The organism is Pseudoxanthomonas gei (assembly GCF_010119615.1).
GTDB classification, from domain to species: domain Bacteria; phylum Pseudomonadota; class Gammaproteobacteria; order Xanthomonadales; family Xanthomonadaceae; genus Pseudoxanthomonas_A; species Pseudoxanthomonas_A gei.
Genome location: NZ_QOVG01000002.1, coordinates 17908 through 38239 on the forward strand (window position 1 = coordinate 17908; position 20332 = coordinate 38239).

Here is a 20332-nt window from a genome sequence, read left to right on the forward strand (position 1 = left end):
GGGCGCGATGAACACGATTCGCGTTCCGCCATGCGGGTGCTCCAGCCGCTAACCTTCGCGCCTTCCCCAAAGCCGGAGCAGTGCCATGAAGGGCGACCCCAAGGTCATCGAATTCCTCAACAAGGCGCTGTACAACGAGCTCACCGCGATCAACCAGTATTTCCTGCACGCCAAGATGCTGAAGAACTGGGGTCTCAAGGAGCTGGCGCAACACGAGTACGAGGAATCAATCGACGAGATGAAGCATGCGGACAAACTGTCCGAGCGCATCCTGTTCCTCGACGGACTGCCCAATTTCCAGATCCTGGGCAAGCTCCGCATCGGCGAGAACCCGCGGGAACTGCTGCAGTGCGACCTGGCCCTGGAATACGAGGCCTTGCCACTGCTGCGCGAAGCCATCGCCCACTGTGAGAGCGTCGGCGACTATGTCAGCCGCCAGCTGCTGGCCGACATCCTGGATTCGGAGGAAGAGCATATCGACTGGATCGAAACCCAGCTGTCGCTCATCGACCGCATCGGCGAGCCGAATTACCTGCTGACCAAGCTCGAAGACTGAGTGGCCGGGCCAGCGTCGCGATTGAGCTGCGCAACGTAACCCTGCAGCGCCATGCGCGCGCGCGCGTATTCGGCGATGACCAGCGCCACGGCCACGGCCGGGCGATCCAGCTTCATCGCGCGCGCGCCCAGCTCCACGCGCTTGGCCGCGGTCGAAAGCGCCATCGCGCCCACGTTCGCGCTCGACGACTTGAGCGTGTGGGCCGCATCGCGCATCGCCTCCAGGTCGGGAACGGTCGATGCGGTCTCAAGCCGGCCGATCAGGCGCGGCGCGTCTTCCAGGAACAGGCCGATGATGCGCACGGTTTCCTCCCCGGCGATTTCCTGCAGCTCGTCCAGCATGCTGTGATCGAGCACGGGGAAAATGGCAGGGTTGACCGGAGCGCCAGGCCTGGCCGGCGGGGCCGCCGTGACCACCGCCAGCTCGGGCCCTTTGCCGAGTAACGGGGTAACCACGCGCTCGGCGAAGCTGGCCCGGCCGGGCAGCCAGCGTTGCAGGCAGTTTTCCAGTTGCTCCCGGGATACCGGCTTGGAGAGGTAATCATCCATGCCGGCGTCCAGGCAGCGCTGGCGGTCGCCGGCCATGGCATTGGCGGTCATCGCCACGATCGGCAGGCGGTTCGGCGACTGCAGCAAGGTCTCGCGGTCGCGCCACTCACGGGTGGCGGTGTAGCCGTCCAGCACTGGCATCTGGCAATCCATCAGTACCAGGCTGTAAAGGCCGGACGCCATCTTGTCGAGGGCGATCTGGCCGTTGACGGCGATGTCACAGGTGTAGCCGAGGACCGACAGCAGTTTTTCGCCCACCGCCAGGTTCACCGGGTTGTCTTCGACCAGCAGCAAGCGGGTATCGGCGGCGAGCGCACTGCTGACACTGGCATCGGCGATGCCGATGGGCGCCGCGGTGATGGGCTCTGGAGCCGGCAGGGCTGCTTCCACTGGTGTCGGCGCATCGAACACCACGTCCGTCGGCGGGTCCGGTGACGGCGCGAACGAAAGCGCAGCATGCAGGTCGGCCCCGTGCGACTGTCGCGGCAACAACGTACTGCCTTCGCGCAACTCGTCCAGGATTTCCTCGTCGCCGTACAGCCAGACCATGCGCACGCTGTCTGCCACCATGTTGCGGGTGACGCCACGATGCAGGGCGCGGGCGCTGGCGCGCAGCCCGGACAGGTCGCCGATCACGATACGGAACGGTGAGCCCCCGGGTGCCAGGCCGCCGCGCAATTTCTCCAGTGCTTCCTGGGTGGTGTCCACCGGCGTGAGCTGGATGCCCCAGCTGGGCAGCAGCAGCGCCAGGCGCTGGCGCATGCGCACGTCGGGCGTCACCAGCAGGGCGCGCATCTGTTCCAGCCTGGGGTCCTGACTGCGCAGGTCGCCGACCACCTTGAGCAGCGGCGCCTCGAACCAGAACACCGAACCGCGTCCGGGTTCCGAATCGACCCCGATGCGTCCTCCCATCAGGTCGATGATGCGCTTGCAGATCGCCAGGCCCAGCCCGGTGCCGCCATACAGCCGCGTGGTGGAGGCGTCGGCCTGGCTGAAGGAATTGAACAGGCGGGTCTGCGCCTCGGCGTCGATGCCGATGCCGGTGTCGCGGACCTCGAAGCGCAGCAGGTGTTGCGCGGCTGTTTCCCCCAGCCTGCGCACGTTGACGGTGATCGCGCCGCGTTCGGTGAACTTGACCGCGTTGCCGATCAGGTTGCTCAGCACCTGGCGCATGCGGATCGGGTCGCCGCGCACAGGCAGGCGAACCGCAGGGTCCAGTTGCAGGTTCAGGCGCAGGCCCTTGTTCTCGGCCGGGCGCTGCATCAGCTGCATGACGCCATCCAGCACTTCGCGCAGGTTGAAGCCGGTGACTTCCAGCTCAAGCTTGTTGGCCTCGAGCTTGGAGTAATCGAGGATGTCGTCGACGATGCGCAGCAGTTGCTGTGAGGACGCGCTCGCCGTGTTCAACATGTCGCGCTGGTCCGGTGGCAAGGCGGCGCGCGAAAGCAGGTCCAGCATCGGCACGATGCCATTGAGCGGAGTGCGGATTTCGTGGCTCATGGTCGCCAGGAACTCGCCCTTGGCCAGCACCGCCGATTCTGCCGCCTGCTTGGCCAGCAGCAGTTGCTGCTCCAGCCGGTCGTGGCGTTGCAGGTCGCGCTGCAGGCTGTCGCGCTCGGATTCGGCCATGGCCGCGCGTGCCTCGGTGCCTTCGTGGCGGGCGGCCAGCGCGCGCCAGCCCAGCAACGCAAAGATGCACGCCAGCGCCGCCAACCCTGCCGAGGCAAGTGCCACCCAGTGCCAGGGCCCGGCAATGCCGAACTGCGGCAACAGCATCGCCGCCACGGCCGACAGGATTGCAACCAGCGCCAGCCAGGGCGCCCACGGCAGCCGCCCCGGAGTCATCGTTACAGCACCGCGTTCTTGAAATCGAAGTCCAGGTCGCTGCCGACGCTCTGGACCAGGTTGCCCTGGATGAAGTCCACCCCGCCCATCCACATCGCGGCCGCTGCCTGCGGGTCCTCGATCTGCTGCCCGATCACCTGCAAGCCGACGCGGTGCGCCATGTCGATCATGCCGCGCAACTGGTCGCGCAGGGCCACGTCCTTGTGCGCGGCCGCATAACGCGCGGCCACGCGCAGGTAGCCCAGCGGCATCTGCGAAAGCAGGGCTTCGGCCTCGCGCCCGGGCTCGAACTGGCTGAGGCAGAACTGCACGCCCGCCTGCATCATGCGGTTGCAGAACTGGCGCAGCGTCACCGAATGGATCAAGGCATCGTCCAGCCGCAGGTCGATGATCAGCGAGGTTCCTTCGATGCCGCGATCTACCAGCGCCTGCAGCAGCCAGTCGGCGAACGCCTCACGCGCCAGTGAGCGCGGCGATTGCGATACGAACAGGCGCAGGGCCCGGCCTTCCATCTGGTATCGGGACAGCAGGTCCAGCACGCGCTCCATCACCTGCCGATCCAGGTCGACGATGCGGCCCGCCAGCTCGGCCGCGGGCACCGCCTGGGCGGCTGAAACCAGGCTGCCGTCGGGCTGGCGCATGCGCAGCAGTACCTGGTACTGGGCCTGCTCGCTGCCGGCCACCGACACGATGGGCTGGTAGGCCAGCTCCAGGTTGTCGCCGGAAAGCGACAGGCGTGCTTCGTCTTCGCTTGCCGGCGTCGGTGGCACATAGGCCGCCACGCCCTCGCGTTGCGAGCGCGCTTCCAGCGCGGCGCGCTCGGTGGCTTCCAGCGCGCTGCCGCTGTCGGAGAACGTGTGCGGCAAGGCGGCGTATCCGATCGCGGCAGACAGCCGCAGGGTTTCGTCGCTGCGAATGGTGAATTCGTGCAGTCCCAGCTGCTCGCGCAGTTTCTGCGCGAAGGCTGCCATGCCCGCTTCGTCCAGGCCCTGGGCCAGGGCCAGAAAGCTGTTGTCGTTGAGGCGCGCCAGCGGGTGCGGAGCTGCCGACAGGGCCAGCTCCCGCCCGGCTTCGGTCATCAGGTGCTCGAAGTTGGCATAGCCATAACGTTCACGCAGGCCCAGGGTGCCGCCGATCTCGATGAAGAACAGGCAGGCAGGAATGCTTTCCTCCAGGATCGCCCCCAACTGCTGCATCAGGGAGGCGCGCGTGGGCAGGCCGGTATCCGGATTCAGGGCCTGGCTGACCGGGATGGCGGGGGCACGCTGGCGGGCGCGCTGGATGCGGTTGGAAACCGCGGCAATCAGGTGGCGCGGGCGGATGGGCTTGGTCAGGAAATCGTCGGCGCCGCTTTCCAGTACTTCGAACTGGCGCTCCGGATCCGGATCACCGGTCAGGAACACGATCGGCAGGTGCAGGAATTCGGGTCGCTGGCGGATCTGCAGGGTCAGGCTCATGCCGTCGCGTCCGGGCATGTGCAGGTCCATCAGCACCAGGTCGGGCTTGAAACGTTCGATGGCCGGGATGACGCCATCGGGTTCCATCTCCACCTCGGCCTGCATGCCGGCGCCGTGCAGCACGCTTTGTGCGAACAGCGCCTGTCCGCGATCGTCCTCGACGATGAGGACCCGGAACGGCACTGGACCGCCGCCCTGCCTGTGGCTGTTTTCCGGCCCCGTATCCGCGCCAGGCGCGGTGGACTTGATGCTGGCTGGCTGCGCCGGGACTTCGTCAGACGACATCGCGGCGACTGGTTCTGCTTCAACCGGGGCGTCACCGGTCCAGCGCCGCCAGTAGCGGGCAGGCGGTGTTTCGGCGCGCAGGCGTGCGCGCGCGGGCTCGTCCTGCGGACGAGAAGTCGGTTCAATGGCGGACATCAGGCTTCCCCAAGCATGTCGCCATTATGCGATGAAGTTCACAGGCTTGTGGCGATGGTGCGGCACGGGTCATTCCAGCGCACCCGGCGACGAGGGCGGAGGCTGCAGCAGGCTGCGCACTCCGCGGGCCAGCTTCCGCCACACCCACCACACCAGCAGTGCCAGTCCCACGCTGATGCCGACCACGCCGGTCAGGGCCAGCCAGGGATGGGCGAAGGCAAGCGACAGCCCTCCGACCACCACCACGTCTTCGGTGACCGACGCGGCGAGGTTGCTGACTGGCTCGGGCGAGGTATTCATCAGTGCGCGCGATCCGGATTTAAGCAGGTGGCTGGTCAAGGCCACCCCTGCGCCGGCGGCCAATGCGCCGCCGCCCAGCTGGCCATCAGGCGACAAGGTCGCCGCGGCCAGGAAGGCGCCGGCCGGCACCCGTGCCAGGGTCTGCAGCAGATCCCAGCCCGAATCGACCCCGGGGATCTTGTCGGCAAAGAACTCGGTCAGCGCCAAGGCGCCCGAGGCACCCAGCACCCACCACGACTGGGTGACCTGCAGCGCCTGCGGCAACTCCAGCCACCCCAGCGCGCCGGCCAGGCCCAGGCCGAATACGGTCAGGTACACGCGAATCCCGGCCATCCATGCCAACAGGATCCCAATTACGAAAAGATGCGCTTCGGACATGGTGGGAATTCCCCTTAGACTGGAGGCAATGCCGGACGGTTTCAGGGGGCCGTCCACCCATGCCGAGTATAGGCCCGTTGCCAGGCTGCCATCTGGCCGCCGCGTGCCGTGCCTGTGCCCGCAGAGAGCTACGGATCCCCCCATGTCCCACGTACCGTCCCGTTACCAGATCGTGCAGCGCCGGCCATCACGCCTGTGGCAGGTGGTGCTGGCGGTAGGATCGCTGTGGCTGCTTTCGCTGGCCCTGGCCTGGCAGTGGGCGCAAGCACGCGCGGCGCCTACCCTGGCCCGGACCACCCTCCGCATGCATGGCGCCGAGCAGCAGCTGCAGGCGCATGAGTTCCGCCTGCGCCAGCTCAGCCAGCGCCAGACCACGCTGAGCCGTTCCGACCAGATCAGCCGCGACGCCAACGGTGACCTGCAGGAAACGCTGGCCGAGCGTGACGAGGAAATCGCCACTCTGCGCGGTGACGTCGCCTTCTACGAGCGCCTGGTGGGTCCTACCCAGCAGCGCAAGGGGCTGAACGTGTTTTCTTCCGAGTTCGTGCCGGGCGCAGGCTCGGCCTGGAACTACCAGATCATCCTGACCCAGAACCTCAACCGTGGCGCCATCAGCCAGGGCCACATGCGCTTCGTGGTCGAAGGCGTCCGCGCCGGCAAGCTGGCAACGGTGGACTGGAGCCAGTTGAACCAGCGCCCGGCGATGCCGGGGCAGAGTTACTCCTTCCGCTATTTCCAGACCATGGAAGGCCAGGTGATGCTGCCACGCGACTTCACCCCGCAGCGCGTCCGCGTCCTGCTGGACGGCGAGGACGTGGCCGTGGAGCAGGCGTTCGACTGGAAGACCGGCAACACCTGACCGGCAGGCCCTTCAGCACCCTCCCCCTTCAGTACGGAGTCCACATGTTCAAGAACAAACAATATGACGGCCAGGCCATCGACACCCTGGTCGGTCCGCAGGTCACGCTGCATGGCGACCTTGTCTTCAGCGGCGGTCTCTACGTGGAGGGCCGCATCTACGGCAGGGTCATCGCCGAGGACGGCAAGCCCGCCGTGCTGACGCTGGCCGAGCAGGGCCGCATCGAAGGCGAGGTGCAGGTGCCGGTGGTGGTCCTCAACGGCGAACTGCAGGGCGACGTATACGCCTCCGACCGGGTCGAGCTGGCCGCCAAGGCGCGCGTGTTGGGCAACGTGCATTACAAAGTGGTGGAGATGCGCGCGGGAGCCACCCTCACCGGCCGCCTGATCCATGTCGACGCCGAGGCCGGCGTGCAGGCCGGTCCCACCCTGGTGGCCGCCAACGGCTAGGCCGAGGTCTGCCGCTCGTATTCAGAGCAACCTGGGCTGCAGGCGCTATCCTTTGCGCCATGCCCGACCGCCCTCATGACCACCTGCCCCATCTGCCTCCGTTGACGCCGCTGGCGCGCAGGAGCCTGTATGCCGGCGTGGCCCTGGTGTTGCTGGCCCTGGTTTTCGGTGCCTGGGGGGTGTGGAAGGTGGTGGCGGGCGGCGAAGGCAACCGGCCCACGGCGGCGCAACTGCAGGCCCAGCAGAAGAAGATCGACCAACTGGAACAGCGCTCCGCGACCCTGGCGCGTTCGGACCAGATCAGCCGCAATGCCAATGGCGACCTGCAAGGCACGCTGGCGGAACGCGACGAGGAAATCGCCGGCTTGCGCGCGGACGTGGCGTTCTACGAACGATTCGTCGGCGCCACCGCGCAGCGTCGCGGGCTGGCGGTGCACGAGCTGCAGCTGCAACCACAAAGCGACCTGGGCTGGCACTTCATCGCCACCCTGACCCAGAACCTGAACCGTGGCGCGGTCAACGCCGGCCAGCTGCAGGTGGCGGTGGAAGGAACCCACGCCGGCAAACTGCAGAAACTGGCCTGGACCGACCTGCGCCAGCAGCCCAATGCGCCTGGCGTGCCGTACTCGTTCAAATATTTCGAACAGGTGGAAGGTGACTTCGTGCTGCCGGCCGGGTTCAAGCCGTTGCGGGTCTCGGTGCGACTGGCTCCGCAGGGCGGCGCCACGCTGGAGCAGTCGTTCTCGTGGGCCGAATCCCTGCCGGTGGCGGCCGCCGCGCCATCCACGGCGCCTTGAGCTTGAACCAGGCGCCCTGCGGCCCCATCCTGAAGCCATGAGTACGCTCGTCTCCCTGCCTGGCATGGCCGCCACTCCCGACTACCAGTCGCTGGACCGGCCCTTGAACTTCACCGGCGCCGCGGCGGCCAAGGTGCGCGAACTGATCCGTGAGGAAGGCAACGAATCACTGGCCCTGCGCGTCTACATCCAGGGCGGCGGCTGTTCGGGCTTCCAGTACGGCTTCGAGTTCGACGAGAACCGCGCCGAGGACGATGTCGCCGTGCGCACCGATGAGGTCACCCTGCTGGTGGATCCGTTGAGCCTGCAGTACCTGATGGGCTCGGAAGTGGATTACACCGAGAGCCTGCAGGGCGCGCAGTTTGTGATCCGCAATCCCAATGCCAAGACCACCTGCGGATGCGGCAGCAGCTTCAGCATGTAAGCCGGCACTCGCCGCGTATCATCCGGTCCCAGTGACCGACCTTCTTCCCCGATATCCCGCCGAACTGTCCGGCTTCGCCTTTGGCGATGCGCCGATCAACCGTTCCGATGCGTTGCGCGACGATCCCGATGCGCTGGCGCAGCTGTGGGCGCGGGGACGGGTGATCGTGCTGGATGCCGACGGCAGCGCGTTCGCCGACGAGGCGGGAAAGTTGCTGGTGACGCGTGGTGACGCACTCGGCGCCGGGCCCGGCACCGCCGTGTTCCTCGGCCGCCATGGCGACGAGGCCTGGTTTTCAGTCGAGGCCGACGTACTGGCCCTGCAGGCGCCGCAACGCGTCGACCTGCGCCGCGCGGCTGCCGCCTGGTCGGCCGCCGATGCCAGCGCGTTCGCGTTCGCGCGCGCCATGCAGCACTGGCGCTCGCGTTCGCGCCATTGCGGCATCTGCGGCGGGGTCGTCGAATTCCGCCGGGCCGGCTATGTCGCCCATTGCACGCAATGCGGTGCAGACCATTACCCGCGCGTGGATCCCGCGGTCATCGTGGCGGTGAGCGACGGTGAGCGCCTGCTGCTGGGCCGCCAGGCCAGCTGGCCTGCGCAGCGCTATTCGGTCGTCGCCGGGTTCGTGGAGCCGGGTGAATCACTGGAACAGACCGTGGTGCGCGAAGTATTCGAGGAAACCCGCGTGCGCGTCCGCAGCTGCCGCTACCTGGGCGCGCAACCGTGGCCGTTCCCGGGCGCGCTCATGCTGGGCTTCGTTGCCGACGCCGAACCCGACGTGCCGCAAGTCGATGGCGAACTGGAGGACGCGCGCTGGTTCACGGTGGAAGAAATCGCCGCCGCGCGCCTGCGCAAGGGCGACGATGCATCGGGAATCCTGCTGTCGCCGCGGATATCCATCGCCCGTTCGCTGATCGAACACTGGTATGCGACGGTCACCGCGGGCGATCGCTGAACCAGCGCTCCTGCCGGCTGGCAGGAACGCCGTCCGTGGCAAGGCAAGCTAGAATCGGCCACGGAGGAACACCCATGTCGATTACCTTGCTTGCCGTTGTCATTGCCCTGGTGCTGGGACACATCGCGCCGGCGCTGGTGACTTCGGCGCGACGCTACGCCTGGTTCGGGCAGTGGCTGCAATGGCTGGGCGCGAATGCAGGCGCGGGGGGGTTCTGGCGCGGTCCCTATGGCATCGCCCTGGCGCTGTTGCCGCCCTTGCTGCTGGTCGCGCTGCTGCAATGGATGCTGCACGCACCGCTGCTGGGGTTGCCGGGCCTTCTGTTCGGTATCGCGGCGCTGGTCTATGCCTGGGGACCACGTGACCTGGACGTGGACGTGGAATCGATTATCGATGCGCCTGATTCGTCAACGCGACGCGAGGCCATCGCCCGGCTGTGGCCCGAGGGCGAGATGGCGGCGGCCGACGGCCCCGCGCTGGTCGAAGCGGTGTTTCGCAACGCCCTTCATCGCTGGTTTGGCGTGCTGTTCTGGTTCCTGCTGCTGGGTCCGTTCGGCGCGCTGCTGTACCGGCTGGCTGCATTTTCGGCTGCCGGTGCTTACGCGCAACTGTTGCCTGCACGCACGCTGGCTGGCGGGCGCACCCTGTATGCGGCGCTGGACTGGCCGGTCGCGCAGTTGATGACCCTGTCGATGGCGCTGGTGGGCAATTTCGATGCGGTATTCACTGCCTGGCGCCAGGCCCATGGCAACCGCTGGCAACTCGACAACGCCTTCCTGGGCGCGGCCGCGCGCGCCAGCGTGCGCAGCGAACTTGCCGAAGAGGCCGAGGAATACGCCGAGGAAGGCATGGTCCAGGCCATGCGCGAACTTCCGGAACTGCGCGATGCGATGAGCCTGGTCTGGCGCATCCTGCTGCTGTGGCTGGCGGTGCTGGCGTTGTTCGTGATTGCAGGCTGGGTCAGCTGAGGCAGCCGCTTCCCTAGAGCCGAGCTTGCCCGGCTGCCTTTGAACTGCCGCCTTGATCTGTGGAACAAGTTGCCTGGGGTCTTGCCCAAGCGCAGCTGAGCAAGCTCGGCGCTATAACTGCCGCTGGCTAGGGGGCCAGCAGGGTGAAGGGAAACCAGGGCAGGTTCCGGGCGACCCAATACACCGGCAGCAGCACCAGCCAGAATCTCGGCTCCGACACCACCGCGATCAACGGCCGCATCCACCTCGGTTGCCAACCCATCTGCCAGCCGGCCAGCAAGGGCGCGATGGCCAGCATCGACATGGCCAGCGGATTCATGGAAAACGCCCGCGCCACATCGCCGTGGACCAGCGCGTGCAGGGCGCGGGTCACGCCGCAGCCGATGCAATACCAGCCGGTGAAGGCATGGAACATGCAGCCCGGGAAAGGACTGCCGGCTGCGTTCGGGTCGAAGGTGCGCAACAGCCAGACGCCGACAACGGCGGCGAAGGCCGTCGTTGTCGCCGCCAGGATCGGCAAGGGCCGCAACAGGCTCACACTCAGCGCGCTTGCTTGGCCTGCTTCATGGCTTCTTCAAACTGGGCCTGGAAGCCATCGACGCCAACTGTCATCAATGAGTAGCAGAAGTAGACGAAGGCCAGCGCCACCAGCGCGGTGGTTATCCAGCACAGGATCTTGGTGGTGTTGGAGGCACGCGCAGCTCCGTCCAGGTCGCCGGCATTGAGCTTCTTGTTGACCTGCATCGAATAGATGATGGCGGCAATGCCGGTGCCGATTCCTGGAATCGAAATGCAGGTGCAGCACAGGAAGGTGGCAAAAACCGTGGAAATGATCGACCAGGCCAGATAGTTCGGCACGGGGCGGGACGTGCCTGCAGCAGGCGGCGGTACGTAGCTCATCTGGGTTCTCCGTCAGGGTGGTGGCGTAGCGTGGTGGGTGTCAGGTCGGGTCGCTACTGGACGCCGCTCAGTGAGCCCAGTACCGCCAGGCCTCCGAACAGGACGAACCACAGGATCAGCAGCACGGGCAAGGATACCGCCGACCAGATAGCCCAGCTGCCCGCTTTGCGAGAGGCTTCCCGTGCTCCATGGATATCTCCCGCTGCACGTTTTCCGTCAACCTGCGAGGCATAGACAATCGATACGATGCCGAGCGGCAGGCAGCAAAAAAGCGTGCTGAGGATGGCCCACACCAGATGGTTGGGCACGAATTCCTGGCCGGTTGAAGCTGGCGGTTGGTAGCTCATCAAAACTCCGTTGACACGTGAACGGTTGCCGCTCGAATCGCCGGCTCCGTTGGTGAAGCATGTTTCCCCGTCGCCAGCGTACCCGAGCCGAAACTCAAGGTATAGCCTCAGGCATCATCGCCGCGCAGCGCACGCACCTTCGCTTCCAGTTGTTCGGCGGTCACGCCGCGGTCATCGATCGGCTCGCCCGCCATCACTTCCACGTGCGCGCGAAAACGCCGCGGGACGCGCATGCGGTGCATGCGTCCGTCGCGATGGCTCCACATGCTGGTCCACATGCCCTTCAGCGCCATCGGCACCACCGGCACCGGGCGCCCGTTTTCGTTGGCGCGCGCCAACACCCGCTCGACCCCGGACTTGAACGGCGCGATCTGTCCGTCCCGGGTCAAGGCACCTTCGGGAAAGATGCCGACCAGCTGCCCGTCGGCCAGGGCCGCATCGATCTCGTCGAAGGCCTGCTGCATCAGCACGGGATCCTCGCGCGCGCCGGCGATCGGAATGACCTTGGCGGTGCGGAAGATCCAGCTCATCACCGGGGTGTTGAAGATCTTGTAATACATGACGAAACGCACCGGCCGCGGCACGCTGGCCGACAGGATCAACGCATCCAGGTAGCTGACGTGGTTGCACACCAGCAGCGCGGCGCCTTCGTCCGGCACGTTCTTCTCGATGCCATGCAGGCGCAGCCGGTACAGCGTGCGCACCAGCACCCAGCTGAGGAAGCGCATCAGGAACTCGGGCACGATGGTGAAGATGTAGATCGCCACCACCGCGTTGGCGATCGCCAGGGCCAGGAACAGTTGCGGGATGGTCCAGCCCAGGAAGCGCTGCAGCACGATGCACACCACCGCCGCCAGCACGATGAAGGCCGCGTTCTGGATGTTCATGCCGGCGATCACCCGCGACAGCTCCTCGCGCGGCGTGCGGCTCTGGATCAGCGCGAACAACGGCACCACGAAGAAGCCGGTGAACAGGCCGATGCCGACCAGGTCCACGATGATCCGCCAGCTGCCGGCCGCGCCCACGAAGGCAGGCAGGGTCAAGCCGGTGGCCACGGGCGCCCCGCTGCGCGCGAAATACAGGTCCAGCAGGAACGCGCTGATGCCGAATGCGCCCAGCGGCACCAGGCCGATCTCCACGGTGCGTGCAGAGAGCTTCTCGCACAGCAGCGAACCCACGCCGGTGCCTATGGAGAACAGCGCCAGGGCGAAGATGTAGAGGGTTTCCGAGCCGCCCAGGTTGACCTCGGCGTAGGTCGGCAGCTGCGAGGTCAGCACGGTGCCGACGAACCAGAACCAGGACACGCCCAGGATCGAATTGCGCACCGCCACCTGTTTACGGGCCAAGCGCAGCACCGCCAATGATTCGGGAATCGGGTTCCAGTTGATCTTGAGGTCGGGCGCGCCGGGTTCGACCCGCGGAATGGCGCGGCTGACCAGGTTGCCGCACACCGCCAGCACGATGATCGCCGTGGCGGCGACCACCGGGCCCTGGTCCCCGGCAAGCTTGAAGATCAGGCCGCCGGAAATCATGCCGATCAGGATCGAGATCGAGGTGCCCATTTCCACCAGGCCGTTGCCGCCGGTCAACTCCTCGGGCTTGAGCACAGAAGGCAGGATCGAATATTTCACCGGGCCGAACAGCGTCGACTGCAGGCCGGTGCAGAACAGCGCCACCAGCAACACGACCATGTTCTGGGTCATGAAGCCGATCGCGGCCAGCGACATGATCCCGATTTCCATCATGGTGGTGATGCGGATCAGCCTGGATTTCTCGAGCTTTTCGGCGATCTGGCCGGCCGTGGCGGAAAACAGGAAATAGGGCAGGATGAAAAGTGCCGGCGCCAGGTTGGTGTAAAGCGTGCGTTCGTCGGCGCTGATGCCCAGATAGAACAGCAGGCCGATGATGGCCTGCCGGTAGACGTTGTCGTTGAAGGCGCCGAAGGCCTGGGTGGCAAAGAACGGCAGGAAGCGCCGTTGCTTCAATAGTGCGAACTGGCTGTGGCTCGACATGCGCGCTCCTTGGATGCGGGCGAGCCTAGCAGAACATTTGTGTCCCGTAGGGGCGTTGTCGGGGGGCGATGCCCTGTGGCGGTCGCGCTACAGCATCCCGGGCAAGTCCCATCCTGCGCGATCAAGAGCGGGCAATGGCACGCCAGCCGATGTCGTGGCGATGGAATTCGCCGGTCCAGGAAATGCCGGAGACTTCCGCATAGGCCTTGCGCTGCGCATCGGCCACGGTGTCGCCGAGCGCGCACACGCACAGCACGCGACCGCCGGAGGTCACTACGTGGTCGCCTTCCAGCCGGGTGCCCGCATGGAAGACCTTGGTGTCCTCGATGTCCGGTACGTCCCAGCTGTTGATGATGTCGCCCAGGCGCGGCGTGTCGGGATAGTTGCCGGCGGCCATCACCACGCCCAGCGCCGGGCGCGGGTCCCACTGGATCTCGGTTTCGTGCAGGCGCTGGTCGAAGGCCGCTTCCAGCAGGCCGAGCAGCTCCGACTGCAGGCGCATCATCACCGGCTGCGTTTCCGGGTCGCCGAAGCGTACGTTGAACTCGATCACCTTAGGGGCGCCCTGCGCATCGATCATCAGACCTGCATACAGGAAGCCGGTGAAGGGGATGCCGTCGGCCAACATGCCCTGCACGGTGGGATTGACCACCTCGCGCATCACCCGTGCATGCACTTCGGCCGTGACCACCGGTGCGGGCGAGTAGGCGCCCATGCCACCGGTATTGGGGCCGGTGTCGCCGTCGCCCACGCGCTTGTGGTCCTGCGACGTAGCCATCGGCAGCGCGGTCACGCCGTCGACCACGCTGATGAAGCTGGCTTCCTCGCCGTCCAGGAATTCCTCGACTACCACGCGCGCGCCCGCATCGCCGAAGGCATTGCCCGACAGCATGTCGGTCACCGCCTGCTCTGCTTCCTGCAGGGTCATCGCCACGATCACGCCCTTGCCCGCGGCCAGGCCATCGGCCTTGACCACGATCGGCGCGCCCCCGCTTTTTTCTGATTGCTCGCGCACGTAGGCAAGCGCGGGCTCGACTTCGGTGAAGACCGAATAGAACGCGGTAGGAATGCCATGCCGGGCCAGGAAATCCTTGGCGTAGGCCTTGCTGCCTTCCAGCTGCGCGGCGGCCGCCGTCGGCCCGAATATGCGCAGGCCTGCTTCCCGGAAGCGGTCCACCACGCCGGCCACCAGAGGAATCTCTGGGCCGACCACGGTCAGGGCAACCTTCGCGTTTCGCGCCAGCGCCACCAGGCCCTCGATGTTGTTCACCGCCACGTTGGCGTTGCGGCATTTTTCCTCGGTCGCCGTACCCGCGTTGCCGGGGGCGACAATGACTTCGGTGACCCGGTCCGATTGCGCGAGCTTCCAGGCCAGCGCGTGCTCGCGGCCGCCTGAACCAATGACAAGTACTTTCATGCACGCATCTCCCGAAGTCGTCATCCCGGCGAACGCCGGGATCCAGGTTCATCTTGCTTCGTGTGTTCCATTTGACGCGTACAAACGCAGCCCGCAGTCCAATGCGTCCAGCTTACGCCGGGACGGCGCCGGCGATCAGTGCCTGAAATGGCGCACGCCGGTAAACACCATCGCCAGCCCGTGTTCGTCGGCGGCCGCGATCACTTCATTGTCGCGCATCGAGCCGCCGGGCTGGATCACCGCCCTGATGCCGGCCTCGGCGGCGGCATCGATGCCATCGCGGAAGGGGAAGAAGGCATCGGAAGCCATCACCGAACCCGGCACCACCAGGTGCGCGTCGGCGGCCTTGATGCCGGCGATGCGCGCCGAGTACACGCGGCTCATCTGGCCTGCGCCCACGCCGATGGTGCGGTTGTCCCGGGCATAGACGATGGCGTTGGACTTCACGTACTTGGCCACGCGCCAGGCGAACAGCAGGTCACGCAACTCGGCTTCGGTCGGCGCGCGCCGGGTCACCACTTTCAACTCGTCCGCGCTCATGCCGCGATTGTCCGAGGACTGCAACAGCAGGCCCGAGCCGATGCGCTTGCTGTCGTAGTTGTTGAGGCCGGCGCCGTGCGGAATCTTGAGCACGCGCACGTTGGCTTTCTTGGTCGCGTAGTCCAGCGCGCCCTGCTCGTAGTCCGGTGCGATCAGCACTTCGACGAACTGGCGGTCGAGGATAGCCCTGGCAGTGGCCGCATCCAGGGTGCGGTTGAAGGCGATGATGCCGCCGAACGCGCTGGTGGGGTCGGTGGCGTAGGCCAGTTCATAGGCGTCGCCGCAGGCCACGCCGACGGCCACGCCGCAGGGATTGGCATGCTTGACGATCACGCAGGCCGGCGCCTCGAACTGGCGCACGCATTCCCACGCTGCATCGGCATCGCCCAGGTTGTTGAAGCTCAGTTCCTTGCCCTGCAACTGCTGGAAGGTGGCGAGCGTGCCGGGCACCGGGCCCAGGTCGCGATAGAAGGCGCCGGCCTGGTGCGGATTCTCTCCATAGCGCAGGTCCATGACCTTGACGAAGGTGGAATTCATCTGCGCCGGGAACTCGTCGCGCACCGGGATGGGCGTGGCCGGGTCGCGCACGGCGGAAAGGTAGTTGCTGATCGCCGCATCGTATTGGGCGACCCGATTGAAGGCAGCCACCGACAGCTGGAAACGCGTGTGTGCCGACAGCGCGCCATCGCTTTCGTCAAGCTCGCGCACGATGGCGTGGTACTGCGACGGATCGGTGGCCACCGCCACGCGCGCAAAATTCTTGGCCGCCGAGCGCAGCATCGCCGGGCCGCCGATGTCGATGTTCTCCACCGCTGCATCCAGCGTGCACGCCGGGTCGGCAGTGACCTGTTCGAAGGGATAGAGGTTCAGCACCAGCAGGTCGATCGCGACGATGCCGTGTTCGGCCATCACCGCGTCGTCGGTGCCGCTGCGTCCCAGCAGGCCGCCATGGATCATGGGGTGCAGGGTCTTGACCCGGCCATCCATCATTTCGGGGAAGCCGGTCAACTCGGAGACGTCGCGCACCTGCAGTCCGGCGTCACGCAATGTCCTGGCAGTGCCGCCGGTGGACAAAAGTTCGACCTGGCGCGCGGCCAATGCGGTAGCCAGCTCGACCAGGCCGGTCTTGTCGGAAACGGACAGCAGGGCCCGCCGGATATTCACGGGGTGGACGGGATGCGAGTCGGAAGTCATCGAAAAACCACGCGCGGGAAAGGTGGCGCGAATTATAACTTCCGCGATGCAGCACCATCGCGCGCAGGCAGCGTGCCGGCGAGATGGACTCAGACCAGCCCGTAGTCCTTGAGCTTCTTGCGCAGGGTGGCGCGATGGATGCCCAGCAGTGCCGCGGCGCGGCTCTGGTTGCCTTCGCAGTGGTTCAACACTTCGACGAACAGGGGGATTTCCATTTCGCGCAGCACGATTTCATACACGTCGTCCGCATCGCTGCCGTCCAGGTCGCGCAGGTAGCGTCGCACCGATTGGGCCACGTGGTCGCGCAACGGCGGTCTGGGTGTGCCACGGCTGGCGTCATGGCGTGCGGCGGCATTCACTAAGGAAGATCCCCGGGGCTAAACGATGGGTGTATGGCCCATCGCACTCTCAGGTGGTTTTCGACGGGGTGGGGAGTCTAGCGCGTGATCTGCGCCCGTGCATCCCTTTGTTTCCGATTCTGCTTTGGACTAGCGGAAGTCGAACGAGAACGCCACCACATCGGGATTGGGCTCGCGTAATTGCAGTGCGATACGCGCGCTCTGCCCCGGCGCCAGCGCGGTCTGCGTTGCCTCGGCACCCAGGTATTCGCCAGGCAGGAAGGCGCGCGAACCCAGCACCCGCCCGTCGGCATCGGACAAGGACAGCAACAGCACGGGCCAGGGTTGCGGCCAGCGTGCATCGTTGCGGAACGTGGCACGCACGTTGAGTCCACCGGCGCTGCCTGCGATTGGACTCACGTCACGACTGAGCATGGAGATTGCACCGGGTTGGTGCCAATCGGGTACCGAGCAACCGAGCACATTGCACAGGGTCAGGACCAACGGCCGCCAGCCCGCATCGGCCGCCAGGCGGGCGCGATCGGCCACCAGCACCTGGGTCATCAGCATGACGGCGAGCGCGAACACCGCGACCCATTGCCACTTCGCCGTGCGTGGCACGGCGGCCCGGGAAGACGACCGCATGAAGCTGGGAGCAGGTTCGCGCGACAGTTCTGCTGCTGGCGGCTGAGGCATGGCCATGGCTGCCACCGGTGAGGCCGCCTCGGCCTGCATGACCGGCGCGGCCTCGATCGCGTCCGAAGCATCGCTGCTTTCTTTTTCGCCAGGCAACACGACGGTGCCTTGTGCCGGGGCGGGCGCTTCGCCCAGCTCTTCTTGCACGGGGTCTGCCGGAGGCACTGCGCCGGATGCGCGGGCAGCGGAAGTGGCCATATCCCCGCCGCGCAGGAAACTGGCGAAGCTCGGTGCGCCGCCGACGGTCGATACCGCTGCGTCGTCCTCGTTTTTCTGTTCCTGCATCGCTCCGCCGCAACGCGGGCACAGCTCAGGCGGTTGGCGGGTTTCGCGATCGGTGGCGACCAGCTCGCGGCAATGGGGGCAGGAAAAGAACATGCCGCTATTCAATCACGAGGCAATCCATCACGGTAGGCGCTGGCCGGCACGCAGCCATCAACGACGCTTGCCGACGATGCGCATCCAGTCGCCATCGCGGGTCGCGGCCAGGTCATCGAACCATTGCCCGTAGCGGGCCAGCAGTTCGTCCTCCTGTCCGTGCAGGATGCCCGACAGGGCGATGCAACCGCCGGGCGCGACGCGCGCGGCCAGGGTGTCGGCCAGTACATCAAGCGCGGACGCCAGGATATTGGCCACCACCACCGGGTAGGTGGCAAGGGGCTCGTCCTGCGGCAGGTAAACCGACAGCTGCGCACCGACGGCATTGCGCTCGGCGTTGTCGAAGGTGGAAATGAGGGCCTGCGGATCATTGTCCACGCCCACGGCGCGGGCCGCGCCCAGCTTCAGCGCGGCCAAGGCCAGGATGCCCGAGCCGCAGCCGAAATCCAGCACGGTGGCACCGTGCAGTTTTTCCTCGCCTGCCAGGCCGTCCAGCCAGCGCAGGCACAGCGCGGTGGTCGGATGGGTGCCTGAGCCGAATGCCAGCCCGGGATCGAGCCGCACCACGGCGGCTTCGGCATTGTCGGCCTCCTCGGGCAGGTCATGGTTCCAGGGCACGATGAAAGTGCGCGCGCCGAAACGCAGCGGCACGTACTGGTCCATCCACGCGCGTTCCCAGTCCTGGTCATCAACGCTACGGAATGCGGTGGTGGACCAGTCGAGGCCGGGGTCGGACGATTCCAGCGCCGCCAGCAAGGCCAGCGCGTCGGCCTCGGCCGGGAACAGCGCGGTCAACACCAGCGCATGCCACAACGGCGTCTGGCCGACGCCAGGCTCCAGGATTGCCTGCTCGTTGCTGGTGTCGGCGTCGGCGTCCAGCAAGGTCACGGCAAGCGCGCCGACGTCTTCCAGCGCATTTTCATAGCGCGGCTGTTCGGATTCACTGCAGCGCAGGGAGAGTTCTAGGTAGGGCATGGTGCCGCTCGGTGGTTAAAGGGCTGGAAAACGAACGGCGCCGGCATGGCGGGATGCGTTTGCGCGCGGGGACTGGATTAAACTGGACACAGCGCCGGTTTTCCGCAGCGCCTCCCGGGGATGATAGCGGAATGACGTATTTCCGCCGACGTCCTGCCGCACCGCTCCTTGCCAAGGATCCGCAAGCAGGTCTTTCTGCCCGTCCCATGCACCTTCCCAGGATCACATCGACGTTGCTTCTGCTCGCGGCCCTTGGCTTGCTGGCGTTGGCAGGCTGGAATCGTGGCGTTGCCGACCCCGTGGAAGCAGTCCCGTACGCGGCGACGGACCTGCGCGGCCAGGTGGTCTCCGCCGCGCCCATGCCTGGGCGGTCCGGCGAGCGGATGCAGGAACGCCGCGACGTGCGCATGGATTTTGAAGGCGCCACTGATCTGTACGCCTATCTGCAGGGTCTTCGGGCCCTGGAAGCCGCCGGCGATCCACGCGCTTTGTGGAATGCCAGTCGCGTGCTGGACTACTGCGCAACCTATGCCTCCGATCCTGCCGGATATGCGCACGACAGCCGTGCGATCCATGCGCTGAAGGGAGCCGCCACCGCGGCCATGGCCGCCACCCGGGATCGGATCAGCCAACGTTGCCGGCGATTCGTTCCGGCTGACGGGTTGTCGATGGATACCCTGCGGGCCAAGCGCCTTGCCGCGGCGCGCGCCGGCAGCCTGGCGGCCGAGGCGGCGCTGTTGTCCATGGGCGAGCCTTTGTCGGCCAGCAACGAATATGCGCAGGATCTGGTCGGGCGCGTACTGCATTCCGCCGAGCCGGAGGCCTATCTGGCCCTTTCCCCGGCCATGGGCATAGCGGCCAGCGGAAGAGAGGCCTATTTCGGCGTGGTGTCGGGCTCCCAGTATTCAGAGCTGGCGTGGCAGCTGGCCGCGTGCCGCCTGGGCGCCGACTGCAGTGCCGGTGGCGTGCTGATGACGTCGTATTGCGCCAACGGCGGCATCTGTTCGCGCAATGCCTCCCAGGATTTTTACACGTTCGTGCTGGATGCCGCGGTCCCGCGGCAGGGTGCGGACACCTTGGACGAAATGGTGGATAGCCTGTTGGCTGATATTGGAGTACCGAAATGAACCACAAGCGATTCGTGCAGAAGGCCAGGAACTGGTTCTGGTTGCTTCTGTTCGTGGCCTATGTCGCTTTCGCGGCAGGCGTCGTCATCGAGACCGTCAGTCCGAAATATCGCGGATTGACCCAGATATCCGTCGTGTCCGCACGGGCACCGCAGGAGATCAGGATGCAGGGTGCCAGCCAGGCGGCCGCGGTCTATCGCGCCACGAGTGGCGCGCCGTTCTCGTCGTTGCCGTCCGGCACGACCTTCAGGATCGTGTGGCCGGACGGGTCGTCGGAAGACATCGTGGTCGGCAGCCCGGCTTCGAGCATCGGAGCGCGCCCGGCGAGTGGCAGGCCAGATCCGGCGCTGAAGTAGGCGCCGTAGTCCTGCCGGCCGCTTGCTTGAGTTGCAGTGTGGCGCCAGCGCGCCGCGCAATCAGGGGATACGCGCGCCGCCACGCGTGATGCCTCT

At 66.4% G+C, this 20332-nt stretch carries 21 protein-coding genes; 9 read left to right on the forward strand and 12 right to left on the reverse strand.

Annotated elements, in window-relative coordinates; all coding sequences use genetic code 11:
- Positions 1-85: 85 nt before the first annotated feature.
- Positions 86-556, forward strand: coding sequence for a bacterioferritin (bfr, locus tag DT603_RS03045; RefSeq protein ID WP_162348388.1), 471 nt, complete (start codon positions 86-88; stop codon positions 554-556).
- On the opposite strand, the gene DT603_RS03050 is transcribed toward bfr, so the two are convergent.
- The 3 genes from DT603_RS03050 to DT603_RS03060 form a co-directional block, all read right to left on the reverse strand.
- A complete protein-coding gene (locus tag DT603_RS03050) occupies positions 529-2949 on the reverse strand; it encodes a hybrid sensor histidine kinase/response regulator (RefSeq protein WP_162348389.1) in 2421 nt (806 codons plus the stop codon). The genes bfr and DT603_RS03050 overlap by 28 nt on opposite strands.
- A 2-nt stretch (positions 2950-2951) precedes the next feature.
- The gene (locus DT603_RS03055; protein ID WP_162348390.1) at positions 2952-4826 is read right to left on the reverse strand and encodes an EAL domain-containing protein; all 1875 of its coding nucleotides are present in this window, start codon (positions 4824-4826) and stop codon (positions 2952-2954) included.
- A 69-nt stretch (positions 4827-4895) separates the two neighbouring features.
- Positions 4896-5504 (reverse strand): DUF4126 domain-containing protein, encoded by a 609-nt coding sequence (locus tag DT603_RS03060; RefSeq protein ID WP_162348391.1) that lies wholly within the window; start codon positions 5502-5504, stop codon positions 4896-4898.
- A gap of 142 nt (positions 5505-5646) precedes the next feature.
- On the opposite strand from DT603_RS03060, the gene DT603_RS03065 reads away from it, so the two are divergent.
- From DT603_RS03065 to DT603_RS03090, 6 genes are all read left to right on the forward strand, one after another.
- On the forward strand, positions 5647-6363 hold the full coding sequence (locus DT603_RS03065) for a DUF6776 family protein (protein ID WP_162348392.1): 717 nt from the start codon (positions 5647-5649) through the stop codon (positions 6361-6363).
- 44 nt (positions 6364-6407) lie between these two features.
- On the forward strand, positions 6408-6812 hold the full coding sequence (locus DT603_RS03070) for a bactofilin family protein (protein WP_162348393.1): 405 nt from the start codon (positions 6408-6410) through the stop codon (positions 6810-6812).
- Positions 6813-6871: 59 nt separating this feature from the next.
- Entirely contained in the window at positions 6872-7609 is a 738-nt protein-coding gene (locus tag DT603_RS03075) for a DUF6776 family protein (RefSeq protein ID WP_246191551.1), read from the forward strand.
- A 37-nt stretch (positions 7610-7646) separates the two neighbouring features.
- The gene (gene erpA / locus DT603_RS03080; RefSeq protein ID WP_162348394.1) at positions 7647-8033 is read left to right on the forward strand and encodes an iron-sulfur cluster insertion protein ErpA; all 387 of its coding nucleotides are present in this window, start codon (positions 7647-7649) and stop codon (positions 8031-8033) included.
- A gap of 31 nt (positions 8034-8064) precedes the next feature.
- Positions 8065-8988: an NAD(+) diphosphatase gene (nudC, locus tag DT603_RS03085; RefSeq protein WP_343037711.1), complete on the forward strand. Its 924-nt coding sequence runs from the start codon at positions 8065-8067 to the stop codon at positions 8986-8988.
- A gap of 74 nt (positions 8989-9062) precedes the next feature.
- Complete coding sequence (locus DT603_RS03090; protein WP_162348396.1) at positions 9063-9956, forward strand: hypothetical protein; 894 nt, start codon at positions 9063-9065, stop codon at positions 9954-9956.
- A gap of 127 nt (positions 9957-10083) precedes the next feature.
- Here DT603_RS03090 and DT603_RS03095 read toward each other — a convergent pair whose 3' ends face one another.
- From DT603_RS03095 to prmA, 9 genes are all read right to left on the reverse strand, one after another.
- Entirely contained in the window at positions 10084-10494 is a 411-nt protein-coding gene (locus tag DT603_RS03095) for a DUF2752 domain-containing protein (protein WP_425500927.1), read from the reverse strand.
- Positions 10495-10496: 2 nt separating this feature from the next.
- Positions 10497-10856, reverse strand: coding sequence for a CD225/dispanin family protein (locus tag DT603_RS03100; protein WP_162348397.1), 360 nt, complete (start codon positions 10854-10856; stop codon positions 10497-10499).
- Positions 10857-10909: 53 nt separating this feature from the next.
- Positions 10910-11203 carry a CD225/dispanin family protein gene (locus DT603_RS03105; RefSeq protein ID WP_162348398.1) on the reverse strand — a complete coding sequence of 98 codons (294 nt, stop codon included), beginning with the start codon at positions 11201-11203 and terminating at the stop codon, positions 10910-10912.
- Positions 11204-11310: 107 nt separating this feature from the next.
- Positions 11311-13215, reverse strand: coding sequence for an MFS transporter (locus DT603_RS03110; protein WP_162348399.1), 1905 nt, complete (start codon positions 13213-13215; stop codon positions 11311-11313).
- Between the two features lie 121 nt (positions 13216-13336).
- Positions 13337-14632: a phosphoribosylamine--glycine ligase gene (gene purD / locus DT603_RS03115; protein WP_162348400.1), complete on the reverse strand. Its 1296-nt coding sequence runs from the start codon at positions 14630-14632 to the stop codon at positions 13337-13339.
- A gap of 135 nt (positions 14633-14767) precedes the next feature.
- Positions 14768-16366: a bifunctional phosphoribosylaminoimidazolecarboxamide formyltransferase/IMP cyclohydrolase gene (gene purH, locus DT603_RS03120; protein ID WP_162348401.1), complete on the reverse strand. Its 1599-nt coding sequence runs from the start codon at positions 16364-16366 to the stop codon at positions 14768-14770.
- Between the two features lie 89 nt (positions 16367-16455).
- The gene (gene fis / locus DT603_RS03125) at positions 16456-16725 is read right to left on the reverse strand and encodes a DNA-binding transcriptional regulator Fis (RefSeq protein ID WP_162348402.1); all 270 of its coding nucleotides are present in this window, start codon (positions 16723-16725) and stop codon (positions 16456-16458) included.
- A 129-nt stretch (positions 16726-16854) separates the two neighbouring features.
- Positions 16855-17778, reverse strand: coding sequence for a DUF3426 domain-containing protein (locus DT603_RS16020; protein WP_246191552.1), 924 nt, complete (start codon positions 17776-17778; stop codon positions 16855-16857).
- Positions 17779-17835: 57 nt separating this feature from the next.
- Positions 17836-18753: a 50S ribosomal protein L11 methyltransferase gene (prmA, locus tag DT603_RS03135; RefSeq protein ID WP_162348403.1), complete on the reverse strand. Its 918-nt coding sequence runs from the start codon at positions 18751-18753 to the stop codon at positions 17836-17838.
- Positions 18754-18959: 206 nt separating this feature from the next.
- Here prmA and DT603_RS03140 point away from each other — a divergent pair, with 206 nt between their 5' ends.
- Together DT603_RS03140 and DT603_RS03145 are read left to right on the forward strand one after the other, a co-directional pair.
- Positions 18960-19880: a hypothetical protein gene (locus DT603_RS03140; RefSeq protein ID WP_162348747.1), complete on the forward strand. Its 921-nt coding sequence runs from the start codon at positions 18960-18962 to the stop codon at positions 19878-19880.
- Positions 19877-20236, forward strand: a complete 360-nt coding sequence (locus DT603_RS03145) for a hypothetical protein (RefSeq protein WP_162348404.1) — start codon at positions 19877-19879, stop codon at positions 20234-20236. The genes DT603_RS03140 and DT603_RS03145 overlap by 4 nt, the downstream gene beginning before the upstream one ends.
- Positions 20237-20332: the final 96 nt, after the last annotated feature.